Annotated in this window: 15 protein-coding genes and 1 riboswitch; of the genes, 9 read left to right on the top strand and 6 right to left on the bottom strand. The window is 45.3% G+C overall.

The genetic code is table 11. The features are described from left to right. The first annotated feature begins 97 nt into the window (after window positions 1–97). Window positions 98–688, top strand: coding sequence for a nucleoid occlusion factor SlmA (gene slmA / locus A1QO_RS13130; RefSeq protein ID WP_017036313.1), 591 nt, complete (start codon window positions 98–100; stop codon window positions 686–688). 21 nt (window positions 689–709) lie between these two features. Further along, on the top strand, window positions 710–1,660 hold the full coding sequence (gene lpxL / locus A1QO_RS13125; protein ID WP_026026495.1) for an LpxL/LpxP family Kdo(2)-lipid IV(A) lauroyl/palmitoleoyl acyltransferase: 951 nt from the start codon (window positions 710–712) through the stop codon (window positions 1,658–1,660). 99 nt (window positions 1,661–1,759) lie between these two features. Here lpxL and pyrE read toward each other — a convergent pair whose 3' ends face one another. Together pyrE and rph are read right to left on the bottom strand one after the other, a co-directional pair. Then, window positions 1,760–2,401: an orotate phosphoribosyltransferase gene (pyrE, locus tag A1QO_RS13120; RefSeq protein ID WP_017036311.1), complete on the bottom strand. Its 642-nt coding sequence runs from the start codon at window positions 2,399–2,401 to the stop codon at window positions 1,760–1,762. Window positions 2,402–2,534: 133 nt separating this feature from the next. After that, window positions 2,535–3,263, bottom strand: coding sequence for a ribonuclease PH (gene rph / locus A1QO_RS13115; protein WP_017040144.1), 729 nt, complete (start codon window positions 3,261–3,263; stop codon window positions 2,535–2,537). A gap of 211 nt (window positions 3,264–3,474) precedes the next feature. Here rph and A1QO_RS13110 point away from each other — a divergent pair, with 211 nt between their 5' ends. Beyond that, entirely contained in the window at window positions 3,475–4,341 is an 867-nt protein-coding gene (locus A1QO_RS13110; protein WP_017036309.1) for a YicC/YloC family endoribonuclease, read from the top strand. Window positions 4,342–4,424: 83 nt separating this feature from the next. Here A1QO_RS13110 and A1QO_RS13105 read toward each other — a convergent pair whose 3' ends face one another. Continuing rightward, a complete protein-coding gene (locus A1QO_RS13105) occupies window positions 4,425–5,795 on the bottom strand; it encodes an NCS2 family permease (RefSeq protein ID WP_017040145.1) in 1,371 nt (456 codons plus the stop codon). 73 nt (window positions 5,796–5,868) lie between these two features. After that, a riboswitch (purine riboswitch) is annotated at window positions 5,869–5,968 on the bottom strand. Window positions 5,969–6,351: 383 nt separating this feature from the next. On the opposite strand from A1QO_RS13105, the gene gmk reads away from it, so the two are divergent. The 5 genes from gmk to recG all read left to right on the top strand — a co-directional run bounded on the left by gmk (window position 6,352) and on the right by recG (window position 12,726). After that, on the top strand, window positions 6,352–6,975 hold the full coding sequence (gene gmk / locus A1QO_RS13100; protein WP_017036307.1) for a guanylate kinase: 624 nt from the start codon (window positions 6,352–6,354) through the stop codon (window positions 6,973–6,975). Window positions 6,976–7,157: 182 nt separating this feature from the next. Beyond that, entirely contained in the window at window positions 7,158–7,430 is a 273-nt protein-coding gene (rpoZ, locus tag A1QO_RS13095; protein WP_004735648.1) for a DNA-directed RNA polymerase subunit omega, read from the top strand. Between the two features lie 117 nt (window positions 7,431–7,547). Then, a complete protein-coding gene (gene spoT / locus A1QO_RS13090) occupies window positions 7,548–9,668 on the top strand; it encodes a bifunctional GTP diphosphokinase/guanosine-3',5'-bis pyrophosphate 3'-pyrophosphohydrolase (RefSeq protein ID WP_017036306.1) in 2,121 nt (706 codons plus the stop codon). Window positions 9,669–9,757: 89 nt separating this feature from the next. Then, complete coding sequence (trmH, locus tag A1QO_RS13085; RefSeq protein WP_017040146.1) at window positions 9,758–10,444, top strand: tRNA (guanosine(18)-2'-O)-methyltransferase TrmH; 687 nt, start codon at window positions 9,758–9,760, stop codon at window positions 10,442–10,444. Window positions 10,445–10,647: 203 nt separating this feature from the next. After that, window positions 10,648–12,726 (top strand): ATP-dependent DNA helicase RecG, encoded by a 2,079-nt coding sequence (gene recG / locus A1QO_RS13080; RefSeq protein ID WP_017040896.1) that lies wholly within the window; start codon window positions 10,648–10,650, stop codon window positions 12,724–12,726. Between the two features lie 90 nt (window positions 12,727–12,816). Here the strand turns inward: recG and envZ are convergent, their stop codons facing one another. Both envZ and ompR read right to left on the bottom strand, forming a co-directional pair. Then, complete coding sequence (gene envZ / locus A1QO_RS13075) at window positions 12,817–14,127, bottom strand: two-component system sensor histidine kinase EnvZ (protein ID WP_017036303.1); 1,311 nt, start codon at window positions 14,125–14,127, stop codon at window positions 12,817–12,819. A 117-nt stretch (window positions 14,128–14,244) separates the two neighbouring features. Continuing rightward, the gene (ompR, locus tag A1QO_RS13070; protein WP_017036302.1) at window positions 14,245–14,964 is read right to left on the bottom strand and encodes an osmolarity response regulator transcription factor OmpR; all 720 of its coding nucleotides are present in this window, start codon (window positions 14,962–14,964) and stop codon (window positions 14,245–14,247) included. 154 nt (window positions 14,965–15,118) lie between these two features. Between ompR and greB the strand changes: the two genes are divergently transcribed. Next, a complete protein-coding gene (greB, locus tag A1QO_RS13065) occupies window positions 15,119–15,598 on the top strand; it encodes a transcription elongation factor GreB (RefSeq protein WP_017039488.1) in 480 nt (159 codons plus the stop codon). A 183-nt stretch (window positions 15,599–15,781) separates the two neighbouring features. On the opposite strand, the gene A1QO_RS13060 is transcribed toward greB, so the two are convergent. Continuing rightward, on the bottom strand, window positions 15,782–17,689 hold the full coding sequence (locus A1QO_RS13060; protein ID WP_017036300.1) for an ATP-dependent zinc protease family protein: 1,908 nt from the start codon (window positions 17,687–17,689) through the stop codon (window positions 15,782–15,784). Window positions 17,690–17,902: the final 213 nt, after the last annotated feature.

The following is a 17,902-nucleotide window of genomic DNA, read 5'->3' as shown; positions in this document are numbered from 1 at the left end:
TACGAACTCCATTCACTGTTGGTTACACTAAGCAGTCCACCAGCAATGAATGTTCGTTACGTTCTATTTCTCAAGTTGTCATCAAAAGGAAAGGGTCATGGCCGGCACAAGAAAATCCAATCGTCGTGAAGAAATACTGCAAGCATTAGCACAAATGCTTGAGTCTACAGACGGAGCATCTCGAATCACGACCGCCAAACTTGCTAAGCAAGTCGGAGTGTCAGAAGCGGCGCTTTATCGTCACTTCCCAAGTAAAGCCCGAATGTTTGAAGGATTGATTGAGTTTATTGAAGAATCGCTGATGTCGCGCATCAACCGAATCTTAGATGAAGAAAAAGACACCCTGAACCGCATTCGATTGGTGATCCAACTCATTTTGGCCTTTTCAGAACGAAACCCTGGTTTAACCCGTATTCTGTCGGGTCATGCACTCATGTTTGAGAACGAACGTCTACGCGATAGAATCAATCAGCTGTATGAGCGCATTGAGTTATCTCTGCGTCAAATTCTGCGTGAACGTAAGCTACGCGAAGGGAAATCTTTCCCGGTTGATGAAGCGATACTGGCGGCACAACTGCTTGGGCAAGTTGAAGGCAGTCTCAATCGTTTCGTTCGTTCTGATTTTAAATATCAACCCACCGCGAACTTTGAAGAATATTGGGCATTATTAAGTGCACAAATTCAATAACCACTTGATGAAGTCATCACTATGAATAGAAGAACCTACGACAAACCCACTTTTTCAATGGCGCTATTGCACCCTAAGTATTGGGCCGTATGGCTAGGGTTTGGATTATTGGCCTTGATTGTCCACCTGCTGCCTTATCGACTGCTGCTTCGTTTTGGTCACTCAATGGGGCTTGTTGCGATGCGGTTTGGCAAGAAGCGGGTTCATGTTGCCACACGAAACCTCGAGCTCGCTTTCCCAGACAAATCACCGCAAGAAATCCAATCGCTGGTCAAAGAAAACTTTAAGAATACCGGTTTAGCGCTGATTGAAACGGGTATTGCCTGGTTTTGGCCCACATGGCGCTTTAAAACACTGATTACCGATAAAGACACAGAAGCGCTAAAACAACATGAAAAAGATGGGAAAGGTGTCCTGCTTTGCTGTGTTCACGCACTCAATCTTGAGATCACTTGTCGAGCCTTTGCTGTGATAGGTCTTCCTGGCTCTGGTGCGTATCGACCACACAACAACCCAGCCTACAATTTTATTCAGTACCGTGGCCGGACCCAAAATGGTAATGGGGCGATAGACCGTAAAGACGTCAAAAGTATGATTCGAGTACTGCGCAATGGTGGGCGGTTGTTCTACCTTCCTGACCATGACTACGGGCGCAACAAATCGGCGTTTGTTCCTTTCTTTGCGGTTCAAGATGCTTGTACAACTACTGGAACCAGTCTTTTCGCGTATACCAGTAAGTGCGCCATTGTGGTCGGTTCTGGTTTTAGAAATGAAGATGGACAATACGAGATTTTGGCAAATAAGTCGGTTGAAGAACATTACCCACAAAAAGATGAAAAATCAGCGGCCGCTTATATGAACAAATACGTTGAAGAGATCATCTTACGAGCGCCAGAGCAATGGATGTGGCTGCATAAACGTTATAAGACCATGGAAGATGAAAGCGTAGAGAAAGGGATTCGATACAAATAGACGGTTTAAGACAAGCTGACATTCCGATCTCTGTACGTAAAAAGAGGCGAGAACATTCTTTGTTCTCGCCTCTTTTTTCATTCTTTTATAGTCTAACTTTTAAATGCCGTACTGCGCGCGATACGCTTTTACCGCTTCTAGATTAGCTGCATCTGTGCCTTTCTCTTCAAGGAAGGTAACCAGATCCGTTAGGCTAACAATGGAAATAATCGCACAGCCAAAATCGCGCTCAACTTCTTGAATCGCAGACAACTCACCTTTGCCTTTTTCTTGACGGTCTATGGCTACCAACACACCCGCTAAGTCTGCGCCATTCGCTTGAATGATTTCCATCGATTCACGAATCGCCGTACCGGCTGTGATCACATCATCCACCAACATAATACGACCCGCTAAATCACTACCCACCAGGTTGCCACCTTCACCGTGGTTTTTCGCTTCTTTACGGTTAAAACAGTATGGTGTATCGATATCATGATGATCCGCCAACGCAACCGCCGTTGTGGTGGCAATTGGGATGCCTTTGTAAGCGGGGCCAAATAGTACATCAAATTCAATACCAGAATCGGCCAGTGCCGCGGCATAGAAGCGACCAAGACGCGCCAAATCGCGCCCAGTATTAAACAATCCAGCATTGAAGAAGTAAGGGCTTGTGCGGCCTGACTTTAAAGTAAACTCACCAAATTTTAATACTTCTTTCTCTAGGGCAAACTCAATAAATTCACGTTGATATGCTTTCATGTTTCTCTCTCATCTTTCAAATAACGGTTTAAACAATGTCTCTCTTACCGCCTCTTTCATTGCAATGAATACTCCACTGCTCTTATGAAAAGGCAAAAAAATAGCCTCTATAAAATAGAAGCTATTGAAATAACTAGTCCGCCTGCGTATCGGCTAAAGCGGCTTTCTGTGCGGCGACAATTTCTCGAATGCCTTTGCTCGCCGACTCCAATAGCGCCATCAGCTCTTCATGGCTGAACGGTTCGCCTTCTGCGGTGCCTTGAACTTCGATCATCTTACCGTCTTCCGTCATCACGACATTCATATCGGTATCGGCTTTTGAATCTTCAACGTATTCAAGGTCACATAGAATGTCTTTACCCAGAATACCTACCGAGACCGCTGATACATGCCCTTTCATTGGGTTCTTTTTCAGCTTACCGCTCGCAATAAGCGACTGAAATGCATCAGCCATAGCCACACTGGCCCCAGAGATAGAAGCAGTACGAGTACCGCCATCCGCTTGAATAACATCACAATCAACCGTGATCATGATTTCACCCATCGCCTTTAAATCAACCACAGCACGAAGGCTACGAGCGATCAAACGTTGGATTTCCATCGTACGACCACCTTGCTTACCACTTGCCGCTTCACGACGAGTACGCGTGTGAGTCGCGCGTGGCAACATACCGTATTCTGCCGTTACCCAACCTTTACCTTGACCTTTCAACCAACGAGGAACGTTCTCTTCAATCGTTGCGTTACACAAAACTTTCGTATTACCGAACTCAACCAACACAGAACCTTCTGCATATGCGGTGTAATTACGAGTAATTTTAATTGGGCGAACTTGGTCCGCTGCGCGATCGTTTGGACGCATAGGGCATATACCTTTATTTGGATGAGACGGAGTGAATTGGGGCAAGATTATATAGGAAATATGAAAGAAGGAAAAGAAAGGGTAGTAAGAGGGGGGTGAAAGAGGAAGGCAAGAAGATCGAAGAAAAGTCGGTAGGGGAAACAAACTAGATAGAAAAATCTGCTACTATTGCGCGGTTAATTTTCACCTAATATTGAGACAGGAAAATTCGATGATTTATAGTATGACAGCCTACGCACGTAAAGAAGTGAAAGGCGAATGGGGTACCGCTGTTTGGGAAATCCGCTCGGTAAACCAGCGTTACTTAGAAACTTATTTCCGCATGCCAGAGCAGTTTCGCGGTTTAGAGCCAGTGCTTCGTGAGCGTTTTCGTAAGCGTTTAGCGCGCGGAAAAGTAGAGTGTAATCTGCGTTTTGAAGCAAACCCTGCCGCTAAAGGCGATTTAACCATCAATCAAGATTTAGCTAAGCAAGTGATCAATGCGGCAAATCAAGTGATGTCGTTAACTGGCGAAGAGAGCCGTTTGAACCCATTTCAAATCATGAACTGGCCGGGTGTTATGGAAACACCAGAGCAAGACATGAACAGCATCAACAAAGACCTTTTGGTTGGATTTGATGAAGCAATTAAAGAGTTCATCGAGGCGCGTGCAAGCGAAGGTGCCAACATGAAAGCACTGATCGACCAACGTTTGGCGGCTATTACAGAAGAAGTGGTGAAAGTACGCGCGCGCATGCCTGAAATTTTAGAATGGCAACGTGAGCGTCTATTGAAGAAGTTTGAAGAAGCGAACATTGAACTCGATGGCTCTCGCGTCGAACAAGAGCTTATCTTGCTTGCACAAAAATCCGATGTAGCCGAAGAGCTGGATCGCTTAGATTCACACGTGAAAGAAGCCAATGCTGTGATGAAGAAAGGTGGCGCTTGTGGTCGTAAACTAGACTTCATGATGCAAGAGTTCAACCGCGAATCCAATACGCTAGCGTCTAAATCTATCAGCACCGACATCACTGCATCAGGTGTTGAGCTAAAAGTGCTTATCGAACAGATGCGTGAGCAGATCCAAAATATTGAATAGAATTAATTATTTTGAGATAAAAAAAACCAGAGCCATTTTTTGCTCTGGTTTTTTTATTTTTACTGGACAGTTAATCACTTAATTTATAATAGAACCAAGTAAGTCATGAACAACACACACAGCGCGTAAATCACTGGGTGGACTTGCTTGCCTTTACCCGCAACCACCATCGTAAATGCATAACTGATAAAGCCCATCGCCATGCCGTTTGCAGGAGAGAAACTTAATACTGTAAACATGATGGTAAAGAAGGCAGCAATGCGTGACTCTTTCTTTTCCCAGTTAATTTGACCTAGGCGACCAATCATGTAGATACCAACCACCACCATCGCGGGTGCCACCATCGCAGCAGAGAAGATAGAGAACAGCGGATATAAGAATAGCGAGATTAAGAATAAACCGGCAACCATCACCGCAGCCAAGCCAGTTTTCGCCCCTTGTGAAGAAGCAATACCCGATTCAGAGAATGCGGTAATAGACGTCGTACCTAATACTGAACCAATCACGGTTCCGCCTGCATCAGCAACCAATGCTGAGCGTGCATTCGGTACCTTGCCATCTTTATCGATAATACCCGCATCACGACCAACACCAACAATCGTACTTAGCCCATCAAAGAAATCGACAATCAAGAAGATGATCACGATGAAAAGCAGATCAAACATCTTCTCTGCGGTAAATCCTGAGAAGTTAAAGATCGCACCAAAACTGCCTTCCATACTTGGTGGCATAGTGACAAACTGATCTGGGATCGGCGCGTGATTGGTGCCCAAGAAAATATCAGCAAGAATAGTTAAAACGATCGCTGAAACAAACGAAATGAACGTCGCCAGTTTAATATCACGAACCATACAGCCCAAAGCGATAAAAATACTGATGAACGCGATCAACACTTGTGGATTAGTAATATCTCCCATACCGACAAGAACAAACGGATTCGACACAATGATGCCTGCGTTCTTTAAGCCTAGAAAAGCGATAAATAGGCCGAGAGAAACGGTAATCGCCAACTTAAGATCTTCGGGAATCGACTCAATCATGGCTTTGCGCAAGTTCGTCATTGAAAGAATTAGATAGAGCACACCTGATAAGAAAATACCAAACAACGCTTCATGCCAAACCAAAGCGACAGAGCCACTGAACAATAGCCCTTTAAAAAAGCCGTTCATACTCATCCCTGGTGCAAGCATCACAGGGTAATTACCAAATACGCCCATCACCAGCGTTGCAAGCGCAGCCGCCAGTGCGGTAGCGGTAAAGATGGCACCACGATCCATACCAGGAATATCACCTAGAATCGCTGGGTTAACCGCGAGGATGTAACTCATGGCCAAAAAAGTAATAAAGCCGGCATACAGCTCTGTGCCAATGGTGGATTTTCTTTCGGTAATTTTGAAGGTTGACTCAAGAAAAGAATCAGACGCTCTATCCTTAATACTAGTATCGATGCTCACAACGGAACCCTATTCAGTTAATTTAAAAATTCGGTGGGATTATCACGCTGAATATGAAGGTCCGTTTAACAGCGACACAACCAAAAATGACTGTAGCAACCGAGTTAGGCTCAGTAGTAGAAACGTTTAGACCAAATCACTAAACATATACAGTGCGATAAAACTTTGGCGCGAATTTTAATCGCTCCGGTGAATAATTCAATGATTTTCGACATGAATTAAGAATAAAAATTACACAATAAATCAAACGCTTGATAAACAAGCAAACGATTGCCAAAATATTCATTATCCTGCCTTTTTTACTCTTTACGAATCCGCATTTCTCACTCATACCAACCAATAAAGAGTGATGTGATTGCCCAGACCATTCTCTTGTCCAAAACACGTAAAACATGCTACTCTTCGCCTCCATTTTTCTGGCCTAAAAAACCACCAATTTACTCGATAAATCGACCAATGATTTATCCCCTTGGTGACGATAATTTGGGTCAGTGCTATCTTTAATTGAAGACGAAGCACTTTCGACTTCCATTCAACCAAACGTGGAACAGTACAAATGGGCAAAGGTACTCTATATATCGTATCTGCACCTAGCGGCGCAGGAAAATCTAGCTTGATCTCAGCGATGCTAGAAACCAATCCAACCTATGCTATGAAAGTATCGGTTTCTCATACGACTCGCGGCATGCGTCCGGGTGAACAAGATGGCGTTCACTACCATTTCGTACAGAAAGAACACTTTGAAGACCTGATCGGTAAAGGCCAGTTTTTAGAATACGCAGAAGTATTTGGTAATTACTACGGCACTTCTCAGGTTTGGATTGAAGAAAATTTAGAAAAAGGCATTGATGTCTTTCTTGATATTGACTGGCAAGGCGCTCGTCAAATACGCGAAAAAATGCCACTGGCTCGCAGCGTTTTCATTCTACCGCCTTCAAATGGCGAGCTTGAACGTCGCTTAAATGCTCGCGGTCAAGACAGCGATGCTGTGATTGCCAAACGCATGGCAGAAGCAAAAGCAGAGATCTCTCACTACAATGAATACGACTACGTGATCATTAATGATGACTTCGATGCCGCTCTGATGGACTTTAAAGCCATTATTCGCGCCGAAAGATTGAAACAAGATAAACAAGCAGCCAAGTATAAAGGCATGCTTGACGCACTTTTGGCTGAATAATCGACCTGACTAGCCAAAATACGCGAAATGAATATAGCGGCTCTGAGAATTCACACTCACTCTTAGCGCCTTTATTACACAAGATCCTTTAGGATCAAATCTATTTAATCGCTAGAAAGTATTGATATAAGCTTGTATACTTTCTCGTCATTAAAAATTTAAGTTAACTAATTGGAGTCCTCATGGCACGCGTAACTGTTCAAGATGCTGTTGAAAAAGTAGGTAATCGTTTCGACCTAGTTCTTATTTCGGCACGCCGCGCTCGTCAAATGCAGACTGGCGGTAAAGATTCATTAGTGCCAGAAGAGAATGATAAGCCAACGGTTATCGCTCTACGCGAAATCGAAGAAGGGCTTATTACTAAAGATGTTCTAGACGCACGTGAGCGCCAAGAGCAACAAGAGCAAGAAGCAGCAGAACTCGCAGCAGTCAGTAGCATCGCTCACACTCGCTAGCTTGTCCGCAAAGAACTTGTCCACGAAGAACTGGCTTGCTAGTGATTTCTTTGTACATTTCTTTGCAAAGTAAAGTAAGTTGCTTATTACCATTAAACAACCTGCCGGGCCTATAATTTGTATCTATTTGATAGCCTCAAAGACGTTGCCCAAGAATACCTAACAGAGCCTCAAATTGAGGCTCTGCGTCAATCTTATGTGGTAGCAAGAGACGCCCATGAAGGGCAAACCCGCTCAAGCGGTGAACCATACATCATCCACCCTGTTGCTGTGTCTCGTATCTTAGCTGAAATGCGCCTGGATATTGAAACTCTACAAGCTGCTCTCCTTCACGATGTCATTGAAGACTGTGATGTCACAAAAGAAGATTTAGAAGCGCAGTTTGGCAATACAGTTGCAGAACTCGTTGATGGTGTGTCTAAGCTGGATAAGCTTAAATTTCGAGATCGCAAAGAAGCTCAAGCTGAAAACTTCCGTAAGATGGTCCTTGCAATGGTGCAAGACATCCGCGTTATTTTAATCAAGCTTGCTGACCGTACTCACAACATGCGTACATTAGGTGCATTGCGCCCTGATAAAAAACGTCGCATCGCTCGTGAGACTCTTGAAATATACTCTCCTTTGGCGCATCGCCTCGGTATCCACAATATCAAAACAGAGCTAGAAGAGCTGGGTTTTGAAGCGCTCTACCCTAATCGCTATCGAGTCCTTCGAGAAGTGGTCAAAGCCGCGCGTGGCAACCGAAAAGAGATGATTCAGCGCATTCACAGTGAGATTGAAGGCCGCCTAGAAGATTTCGGGCTCAAAGCTCGAGTGTTCGGACGCGAGAAAAACCTTTATTCCATCTACAACAAGATGAAAACCAAAGATCAGCGATTCCATACCATTATGGATATCTATGCGTTCCGTGTGGTCATCGACAGTGTAGACACCTGTTACCGCGTTCTTGGTCAAGTTCACAGTTTGTATAAGCCTCGCCCTGGTCGCATGAAAGATTACATTGCGGTTCCAAAAGCCAATGGTTATCAATCTTTACATACCTCAATGATTGGCCCTCACGGTGTTCCAGTTGAAGTACAGATTCGCACTGAAGACATGGACCAAATGGCCGACAAAGGTGTCGCTGCGCACTGGTCATATAAAAATGACAGTGATCGCACTGGCACAACAGCGCAAGTGAAAGCTCAGCGCTGGATGCAAAGCCTACTCGAACTTCAGCAAAGTGCCGGTAACTCTTTTGAGTTCATTGAAAACGTGAAATCTGATCTGTTCCCAGATGAAATTTACGTCTTCACACCAAAAGGTCGCATCGTTGAACTGCCCGCAGGGGCAACCGCTGTCGACTTTGCGTACGCGGTGCATACCGATGTGGGCAATATGTGTGTCGGTGCTCGTGTCGATAGAAACCCATACCCACTGAGCAAATCGCTAAAGAACGGGCAAACCATCGAAATCATCAGTGCACCTGGCGCGCGCCCAAATGCAGCCTGGCTTAACTATGTGGTGACTTCTCGAGCCCGCACTAAGATTCGTCAAGTACTGAAAACCATGCGTCGTGAAGAATCGGTCACACTGGGTCGTCGTCTGCTTAATCACGCACTCGGTGATCAGTCGATTTCCGATGTCAGTGAAGACAATATTCAACAAGTGCTGAGTGACCTAAAAATCCCGACATTGGAAGATTTATTGGCCGCTATTGGTCTTGGTGAACTCATGAGTATCGTCATCGCTCGACGCTTGCTAGGCGATAGCGATGAATTAACCGAAGTGATCACCAAAGATGGAAAGCCTAAGAAGAAACTGCCAATTCGAGGGGCTGAAGGAATCCTACTGACGTTCGCGAAATGTTGTCACCCAATCCCTGATGATCACATCATAGCGCACGTCTCTCCAGGTCGTGGCCTTGTGGTCCACCGCGAAACGTGTCCGAATGTTCGCGGGTACCAAAAAGAACCCGATAAGTACATGGGCGTTGAATGGACCGAAGATTACGAGCAAGAGTTCATTACCGAGTTAACGATCGATATGCAAAATAGCCAAGGGGCTCTAGCAGAATTGACCAATGTTATCTCTAAAACGGGCTCGAATATTCACGGAATTTCAACGGAAGAGCGTGACGGTCGCTTATATACCATCACCATGCTACTGACAACGAAAGATCGTGTGCATCTTGCTGGGATCATGAAGAAGATTCGAGTGATGCCTCAAGCGTTGAGAGTTCGACGCAAGAGAAACTAGCTTGTTTACGCCTTTAAAATGCGCTCATAATTGGGCGCATTTTTACAATATCGGCACAATAAAATCATAATGGAAAAGATTAGAAACCTATGAATTTAGAACGCTACCAACGCATTCAAGATGTCCTCAAAGCTCGTCAAACCGACCTCACTTTGTGCTTGGAAGAAGTCCATAAACCCAATAACGTTTCGGCGATTATCCGTACCGCTGATGCAACCGGTATTCACAAAATCCATGCAATTTGGCCTAGTGCTCAGATGCGTACACTCAGCCACACCTCAGCAGGCGCAAGAAACTGGGTAGAAGTCGACACACACAACGACATTATTGATGCAGTCGCCGAATTCAAAGCACAGGGCATGCAGATTTTAGTCACGAACCTATCTGATACCGCGGTTGATTTTCGCGAGATTGATTACACCAAACCGACCGCCATCATTCTTGGCAATGAAAAGGTAGGAGCCTCCAAAAAAGCACTAGAGCTTGCTGACCAAGACATCATCATTCCAATGATGGGCATGGTGCAATCACTCAATGTGTCAGTGGCGAGCGCGATTGTTTTATACGAAGCGCAGCGCCAACGCCAAGAAGCGGGCATGTACGATCGAGAAGAGAGCGCTATTCCCGAAGAATCGATTCACCGTACGCTATTTGAACGCGGTCACCCGGTACTTGCGAAAGTCGCGAAACGTAAGAAATTGCCTTACCCACCTCTGGATCACGAAGGACAAATCGTGGCCGATGAAGCTTGGTGGAAAGAGATGCAAAAAGCATAAAAGCTGAGTCGAAAAGAAGCTGATAATAAGCCTAAAATAGGACGGAAATAGGTTCAATACAGGGTAGAAACCGAAGATGGGCCTCTTTTCCACCCTATTTCCTGCCTTCTCTTTCCATCTTGTTTCCATTTTTGACTGTACAAAAACACAGCCCAATGGTTAACTAGGTTTATCCACCGACGGCTGCCTTATGAGCGAATTTTATGTCCCAACTTCTTTCCGCTATCCCTCTCACTTCACTGTCTGGTGTTGGTGCTAAAGTCTCAGAAAAGCTGGAAAAAGTTGGCCTCAATACGGTTCAAGATTTGCTGTTTCACCTTCCCTACCGCTACGAAGATCGTACGCGTGTTTACCCGATTGCAAAGCTTCATGCCGGGTTATGGGCCGCGGTACAGGGCAAGGTAATGTCTGTCGATACCATTTTTGGCAAACGAAAAATGCTCGCCGTTAAAATCAGTGATGGCAATGGCACCATTACTCTACGATTTTTTAACTTTACCGCGGGTATTAAAAACAATTTTTCAGAAGGGAAATGGGTTCACGCTTACGGTGAAATAAAACGGGGAGGAATGGGCCTTGAGATCATTCACCCTGACTTTAAATTTTCATCTCCAGAGCAGAGCCCAGATACCGAGCAAACATTAACACCTGTTTACCCAACCACTGATGGGTTAAGACAATTAACACTTAGGAACATCACAGATCAAGCACTGGCGTTGCTCGATAAAGCGGCCGTACAAGAACTGTTACCTGCAGGGCTTTACGACCACCAACAAACGCTCGCTCAGGCGCTGCATACGATTCATCGACCGCCACCCACTATCGATCTAGAGCAATTTGATGAAGGCAAGCACCCAGCTCAGCTTCGGCTGATCATCGAAGAATTATTGGCGCAAAATTTATCCATGCTCGCTGTCCGAAGCAAAGGTCAACAAGACCATGCTATCGCGCTGCCGGCCGTTGGTACACTCAAGAAACAGCTGCTCGAACAGCTTCCCTTTACCCCAACCAATGCGCAATCAAGAGTGGTGAGTGAAATCGAGCATGATCTCGCACTAAGTCATCCAATGATGCGTTTAGTGCAAGGGGATGTCGGTTCCGGTAAAACCCTAGTGGCAGCGCTGGCAGCAGTTCGAGCCATAGAACACGGGTATCAGGTGGCATTAATGGCACCCACTGAATTACTCGCCGAGCAACATGCGATCAACTTCGCCGCGTGGTTTGAAAAGATGGGCATTCAGGTGGGGTGGCTGGCAGGAAAACTCACCGGAAAGGCCAAACAGACCGAGCTAGGCCGCATTGCCTCTGGTGAAGCACAAATGGTGGTTGGCACACACGCCCTTTTTCAAGAGCATGTTGAATTTCACAACCTTACTCTGGTTATTATTGATGAGCAGCACCGATTTGGGGTTCACCAGCGCTTAGAGCTTCGTGAAAAAGGGGCCAAGCAAGGTGCGTATCCGCATCAGTTGATCATGACAGCCACACCTATCCCTAGAACTCTGGCGATGACCGCTTATGCCGATTTAGAAACATCGATCATTGATGAGCTTCCACCCGGCAGAACCCCAATTCAAACCGTGGCCATCCCAGACACCAAACGAGACGACATCGTAGAGCGGGTTCGAAACGCCTGCCTCAATGAAGGCAAACAGGCTTATTGGGTGTGTACGCTCATTGATGAGTCCGAAGTGTTAGAAGCGCAAGCCGCCGCCGATACCGCTGAAGAGCTGCAACGCACACTGCCCGACGTCAAAATCGGTCTCGTCCATGGCCGAATGAAACCCGCAGAAAAACAAGCGGTAATGCAGGATTTTAAAGACAATAAACTGCACCTTCTGGTCGCAACCACGGTTATTGAAGTGGGTGTCGATGTCCCTAATGCGAGTTTAATGATCATTGAAAACCCAGAGCGCCTTGGGCTGGCTCAACTGCATCAGCTTAGAGGTCGAGTGGGTCGAGGTGAAATCGCCAGCCACTGTGTGCTGCTGTATCACGCTCCACTGTCGAAAACCGCGCAAAAGCGTTTAGGGGTACTTAGAGAAAGTAACGATGGATTCGTCATTGCCCAGCGAGATTTAGAGATTCGTGGGCCTGGTGAACTGTTAGGCACAAAGCAAACTGGCATTGCTGATTTTAAAATTGCAGATTTAGTACGAGATCAACGCCTAATTCCAGAGGTTCAACGCATGGCGCGTCATATTCATGACCGTTACCCACAAAATGCAGCGGCCATCATAGAACGTTGGTTGGGTGAACGAGACATTTACGCCAAAGCATAATGTGATAACGCCAATCACAGTAAGTCAGTGATCAGAAATAGCACAGGAAAAAGGCGGCTTAATCCCTTAATCAGCCTTGTTATTTGGGGATTATTTAGTCGGGAAACTTAGCTGAGCTTTTAGCCCACCCTCACTGCGATTATTCACCACCACTGTGCCGTTGTGCTGGCTAATGATACGCTTCACGATCGCCAACCCAAGCCCCGTCCCTTCACTGCCTCTCGCGGTGTCACCACGCGTAAACGGTTCAAACAACTTAGTCACTTGGTCGGGTTTAATCCCAGATCCGTTATCTTCTACACACACCCAGGCCAATTTATTATCCGCCGTCACACCGGTACTGATGCGCACCCAACCATTCCCATAACGCACCGCATTGACCACTAAGTTGGTGATCGCACGCTTAATAGCGATGGCGTTGCCAATCGCGGGCTTAACGTCATCGGCCAGTATGGTTTCAATCTCGACGTTCATCTCGGTATGAGTTTCTGCCAACGCTATCTCATTGGCTATTTCATTCAGATAAACGGCACTAAAAGTCTGACGATCAACGGGCTTCAAATAATCCATAAACTGGCTAATGATTTCATTACACTCTTCCGTATCACTGATGATCCCTTCCGCAAGGTAACTTTCTTGTGGCGGCATCATTTCGGTGGCTAATCGAATCCGAGTCAGCGGCGTGCGCAGATCATGGCTTATCCCCGCCATTAATAAAGCACGGTCCTCTTCAAGCGCTTGAATACCTTTGGACATCTGATTAAAAGCACGCGTTACCGAGCGAATTTCGGAAGGGCCTTTTTCTGGTAAGGGTGGCGGAATATCGCCTAGCCCAACCCCTTTTGCGGCTTTTTCCAATGCAATTAAAGGGCGGTTTTGCAGTCGGATGAACAACCAGCCCCCCGCTATGACCAAAAAGGCCACCATCAAGCTGTTATAAAAAAGAGGTTTAAAGTCATCTTCTTGCAGTTCTGAAAGAGGGATTCGTATCAGTGAATTGGGAAGAGCATCAATTTGCATCCACAGAACATAGCTATCGTTAACCAGTAACATTCGAACTTCTGTCTCGGTATCCAATTCTTGAGTCATATCCTCACTCATTAAATCGATACTCATGGCCCGTTCAAATTCATCAGAAATGGGGCTATCAGAAGAATGAATCGTCACGCCAAGTTGCTCTAAAACTCGACGACGCAAAGGTGCATCCATCTCTAATTTTGCCAGTTCACTGTTCGTCTCATCGAGCATCAAGCGAATTTCGAAACCAATGATTTTATTGAACTGCTGCAAACTCGGCATTAAGGCGTAGTTAAACACGGCATAGTAAGAATAAACTTGGCTAGCAATCAGTAAGGTAAGAAATAATACGATGGTTTGAGTGAACGAGCTGCGAATGCGCATAATGAGAGCCTTTGCTGATCCCTAGCAACGCACCCTAGCTTTTAGAAGAATCACGCCTCAATCGGCACTAAAAGCTAGGGAATGCGAGTATAGGAAATGCGAGTTGAGTAACGAGGGTTAAGCTTCTTTTCCATCGGGAACAAAAACGTAGCCAAGGCCCCATACCGTTTGAATATAACGCGGCTTACTTGGATCGATTTCTAACATACGACGCAGGCGAGATATTTGCACATCAATCGAACGTTCCATGGCGGAATACTCACGGCCACGCGCCATGTTCATGAGCTTGTCACGGGACATTGGCTCACGAGCGTTGGTCACGAGCGCTTTCAGAACCGCAAATTCACCCGAAGTTAGCGGCATCGGCTCTTCACCACGGAACATTTCTCGCGTCCCTAGGTTTAAACGGAATTCACCAAACTCAACCAAAGATTCTTCTGAACTGGGTGCGCCCGGCGCTTCAATCGTTTGACGACGAAGAACCGCCTTAATGCGAGCCAGTAACTCACGCGGGTTAAACGGTTTTGGTAAATAATCGTCGGCACCCACTTCCAAACCCACGATACGATCGACTTCATCGCCCTTTGCCGTCAGCATTAGGATGGGTAGCGAGTTGTTTGCGTTTCGTAGACGGCGACAGATCGATAGGCCGTCTTCCCCTGGTAGCATTAAATCCAATACCATAAGGTGAAAATTTTCGCGTGTTAATAGGCGGTCCATTTGCTCACTATTGGCAACACTGCGGACTTGAAAACCTTGCTCCGATAAATATCGCTCAAGTAATGCACGTAAACGAGCATCGTCATCAACCACTAAAATTTTGAAATTTTCTTGCATGTAATGATTCCACCTATCAATAAGCTTGCACTCAAAAAGGAGTCGCAATTAGAAATGTAACACTGTTGCGTGCAATGTGGCGCAAAGAATTGTTAACGTTTATTACTTTTTTAGCTAATGTATTAAGCATCTTCAATAATCATACGTCAAAAATATGAAAACAAACCTAATTACCCGTGAAGGCTATGACCGATTAAGTAAAGAGCTTGACTTCCTTTGGCGTGAAGACAGACCGGAAGTCACCAAAAAAGTGACCTGGGCAGCGAGTCTCGGAGACCGCTCAGAGAACGCTGACTATCAGTACAACAAGAAGCGTTTACGCGAAATTGACCGCCGAGTTCGCTATTTAAGAAAGCGTCTAGAGCAGGTCAAAGTGGTCGATTACTCGGCTCAACAAGAAGGCAAAGTTTTCTTTGGCGCCTGGGTGGAGATTGAAAATGATGCGGGTGAAACCAAATCGTTTCGCATCGTTGGGACAGATGAAATCTATGGCGGTGTCAAAAACTATGTCTCTATCGATTCACCAATGGCGCGAGCCTTATTAAAAAAGGAAGTCGACGATGAATTTAACGTGATGACACCAGACGGTGAAAAAGAGTGGTTCGTTAATTCTATTCGTTACCATCAAACCTAAAAAATCCCTGCTTGGTCACTCAGGCAGGGATTTTTCCTATCGGTTAAGTCCGTCAGCACTGCAAGAAAAAACGCTTTAAGAAAGCAAACGCTCTAGGAAAGGAAAACAACCGCTCCAAGAAAACAGCAGATCTAAGAAACGAATCGTCCAGGTAAATGAGTGCTGAGCTCATACAACTGAGTACTACTTTTTAGCACTTGAGCCGTTATCGCCAGCGCTTTTCCCTAATAAATAATTTTCATCGCTGCTCACAACCGCACCATGCTTTAGAAAGTTCTTGCCCAAAATCATGCTGTATTCAAACCGCGAACGATCTTGAAGGTTCACGTTGATTGTTTTCTCAAGCTCGCCTAATTTAACGTTCATTTCAACCACAGGGCGAATATTTGGTTTTTCACCTTTTTTAGCTTTAATTCGCATCACATCAATCACGGGTTTAGTCAACTCTTGCTCATCACCTTGGCTATTTTGGTAAGTGAATGTCACCATATCATGGCCATCTTTTTTGAACTGTTTGATGTTTACTGCGTTCATCGAGCTAACATCGGCCCCTGTGTCCAGCTTCGCAGGAAACGTCATTCCTTCGACTTGGACCGTCTCGATATGGCCAGCTTTGAAAAGAGGCTCCGCTTGCAATAAGTGATCGGCACGAGTGTTAACAAACACACCATCCTTTGCCATTTTTTGCCCTAAGATAAAATAAGGTCGCTTTTCATCGCTATCGAGCACATCAATCGCATACTCTTGCTCTCGCCCTTCACCTGCAATAAACAGTTGCCCAAGAACAGTAGGCCTGATGGTTTCACCCACTCGTAAATTCTTTTCAATCTTCTTCTTCACTTTTTGCTGCTCGCCATCAGCGTTGGTGAGAAAGTACTCCACATAATCGTCTTTGCCTTCCTCTGTCACTTCAAAACTCACCACCTTCAACAGCGGTGTTTTGACAGTAAATGAAGGTGTAGCATCCAGCTTAAAGCCATCGAGCACAATATGCTCTTGCGGAGACACCACCATAGGCTGTTTGGATTTTGCGATATCTAAAAAGCGTTTTGCGCCTTTGCCGAGCAGGTTCTCAGCACGGGTATCAATCATAAAGGATTCGCTAATGGTGCTCGTACCCACCCGAAGTTGAGAAGAACTGCCTGAGCGGTCTTTCAAATACACCAGCCAATATTGAGTCGTTTTGCTGTCCAATTGGACGGGTACATAAACCAATGGACGCTGATGACCACTTATGTTGAGCATACGTACCAGTGGTAACAACATCTCTTTTTGTTCACCATTACTGCCTACGATATCGAACGTCACTTGATCTCGTTTTTTATCGATATCGATATTTTTTGCATGCAAAATACTGTGGCTATTTTCGAGCGAAAAACTGACATTCAAAGGAACACCCTTGATAGCCACTTGCTCTTTTTTACCCACAACTTTCGCGTTTGGCTGTTCTTGCAGATAATCGTAACCCGCAAATACCCAGGCATGGTTAACCAAAAATGTTTTTCCGATCAAAACAGGAGCCGTAAAATTACTGCGGTCGGTTAGGTTCACATCGGTTTTCACTTCATGCCCAGCAATAGTCATGGGGATTTTGACGGTTGGGCGCAGTAACGGCGTGCTGCTGGTACGACTTCGGATCACACTGACGCGTTCTAAAGGCGCTTTAATAACGACTGCATCGCCAGTGTAAGGATGGTGCACAGTAAACGTAACCGTTACTTTAAACGGTGAAAACGTACTGCCGTCCCAATCGAAATAGTCGAGCGTTTTATCTTTCTCGACTTCTTTCACTAACGCCGCCATCAAGGCATCATCTTTAAGATCTTGGTACTCGGGATGCTCACTGGAGACATGAATATTCTCGGCGTGCATTGACGTTGTATCAGCACCCGTATCGATTTTCCCAACAAAAGGCACACCTGCCAGGGTTTGTGAATCATTCAGGTATACATTTTCGGTACGACCTAAAACGACTTTACCCTCTAAATCATAAGCAGGGCTTTGAGTAGTAAAGGGAATATCAACAGCCAAAGACGGCAGTGAAAATAAGAAAGTGCTGAGTATTACTAAGACTGAAGACATTTTTTTCATTGTTGATTTCCGTAATTCTGAGAAAAGCCCGTTGTTTATTCTTGGCTAATTTTGAACTCGTGAAAGTGGATAAGTTCGAGTTGCTGTCTCTTTATGACATAACCTTAACCAAAATAGACCAAAAAACCTTCATTACTGTGATTTTTTGACAGCTTAATTACAAAAATATTGGAAAATCCTTTCGATACCCCAATATTGAAATACTATCGAGCG

The organism is Vibrio genomosp. F10 str. ZF-129, from assembly GCF_000287055.2.
Taxonomy (GTDB): domain Bacteria; phylum Pseudomonadota; class Gammaproteobacteria; order Enterobacterales; family Vibrionaceae; genus Vibrio.
The sequence above is the reverse complement of the archived record's forward strand: the minus strand, read 5'-3'. Positions and strand labels throughout refer to the sequence as shown.

Excerpts from the sequence above, each read along its gene's own strand:
- recG (WP_017040896.1), top strand. The coding sequence starts at position 10,648 with ATGTCCCAACTTCTTTCCGCTATCCCTCTCACTTCACTGTCTGGTGTT.
- envZ (WP_017036303.1), bottom strand. The coding sequence starts at position 14,127 with ATGCGCATTCGCAGCTCGTTCACTCAAACCATCGTATTATTTCTTACC.
- pyrE (WP_017036311.1), bottom strand. The coding sequence starts at position 2,401 with ATGAAAGCATATCAACGTGAATTTATTGAGTTTGCCCTAGAGAAAGAA.
- A1QO_RS13110 (WP_017036309.1), top strand. The coding sequence starts at position 3,475 with ATGATTTATAGTATGACAGCCTACGCACGTAAAGAAGTGAAAGGCGAA.
- trmH (WP_017040146.1), top strand. The coding sequence starts at position 9,758 with ATGAATTTAGAACGCTACCAACGCATTCAAGATGTCCTCAAAGCTCGT.
- rph (WP_017040144.1), bottom strand. The coding sequence starts at position 3,263 with ATGCGTCCAAACGATCGCGCAGCGGACCAAGTTCGCCCAATTAAAATT.
- greB (WP_017039488.1), top strand. The coding sequence starts at position 15,119 with ATGAAAACAAACCTAATTACCCGTGAAGGCTATGACCGATTAAGTAAA.
- slmA (WP_017036313.1), top strand. The coding sequence starts at position 98 with ATGGCCGGCACAAGAAAATCCAATCGTCGTGAAGAAATACTGCAAGCA.
- gmk (WP_017036307.1), top strand. The coding sequence starts at position 6,352 with ATGGGCAAAGGTACTCTATATATCGTATCTGCACCTAGCGGCGCAGGA.
- lpxL (WP_026026495.1), top strand. The coding sequence starts at position 710 with ATGAATAGAAGAACCTACGACAAACCCACTTTTTCAATGGCGCTATTG.
- A1QO_RS13060 (WP_017036300.1), bottom strand. The coding sequence starts at position 17,689 with ATGAAAAAAATGTCTTCAGTCTTAGTAATACTCAGCACTTTCTTATTT.
- ompR (WP_017036302.1), bottom strand. The coding sequence starts at position 14,964 with ATGCAAGAAAATTTCAAAATTTTAGTGGTTGATGACGATGCTCGTTTA.
- rpoZ (WP_004735648.1), top strand. The coding sequence starts at position 7,158 with ATGGCACGCGTAACTGTTCAAGATGCTGTTGAAAAAGTAGGTAATCGT.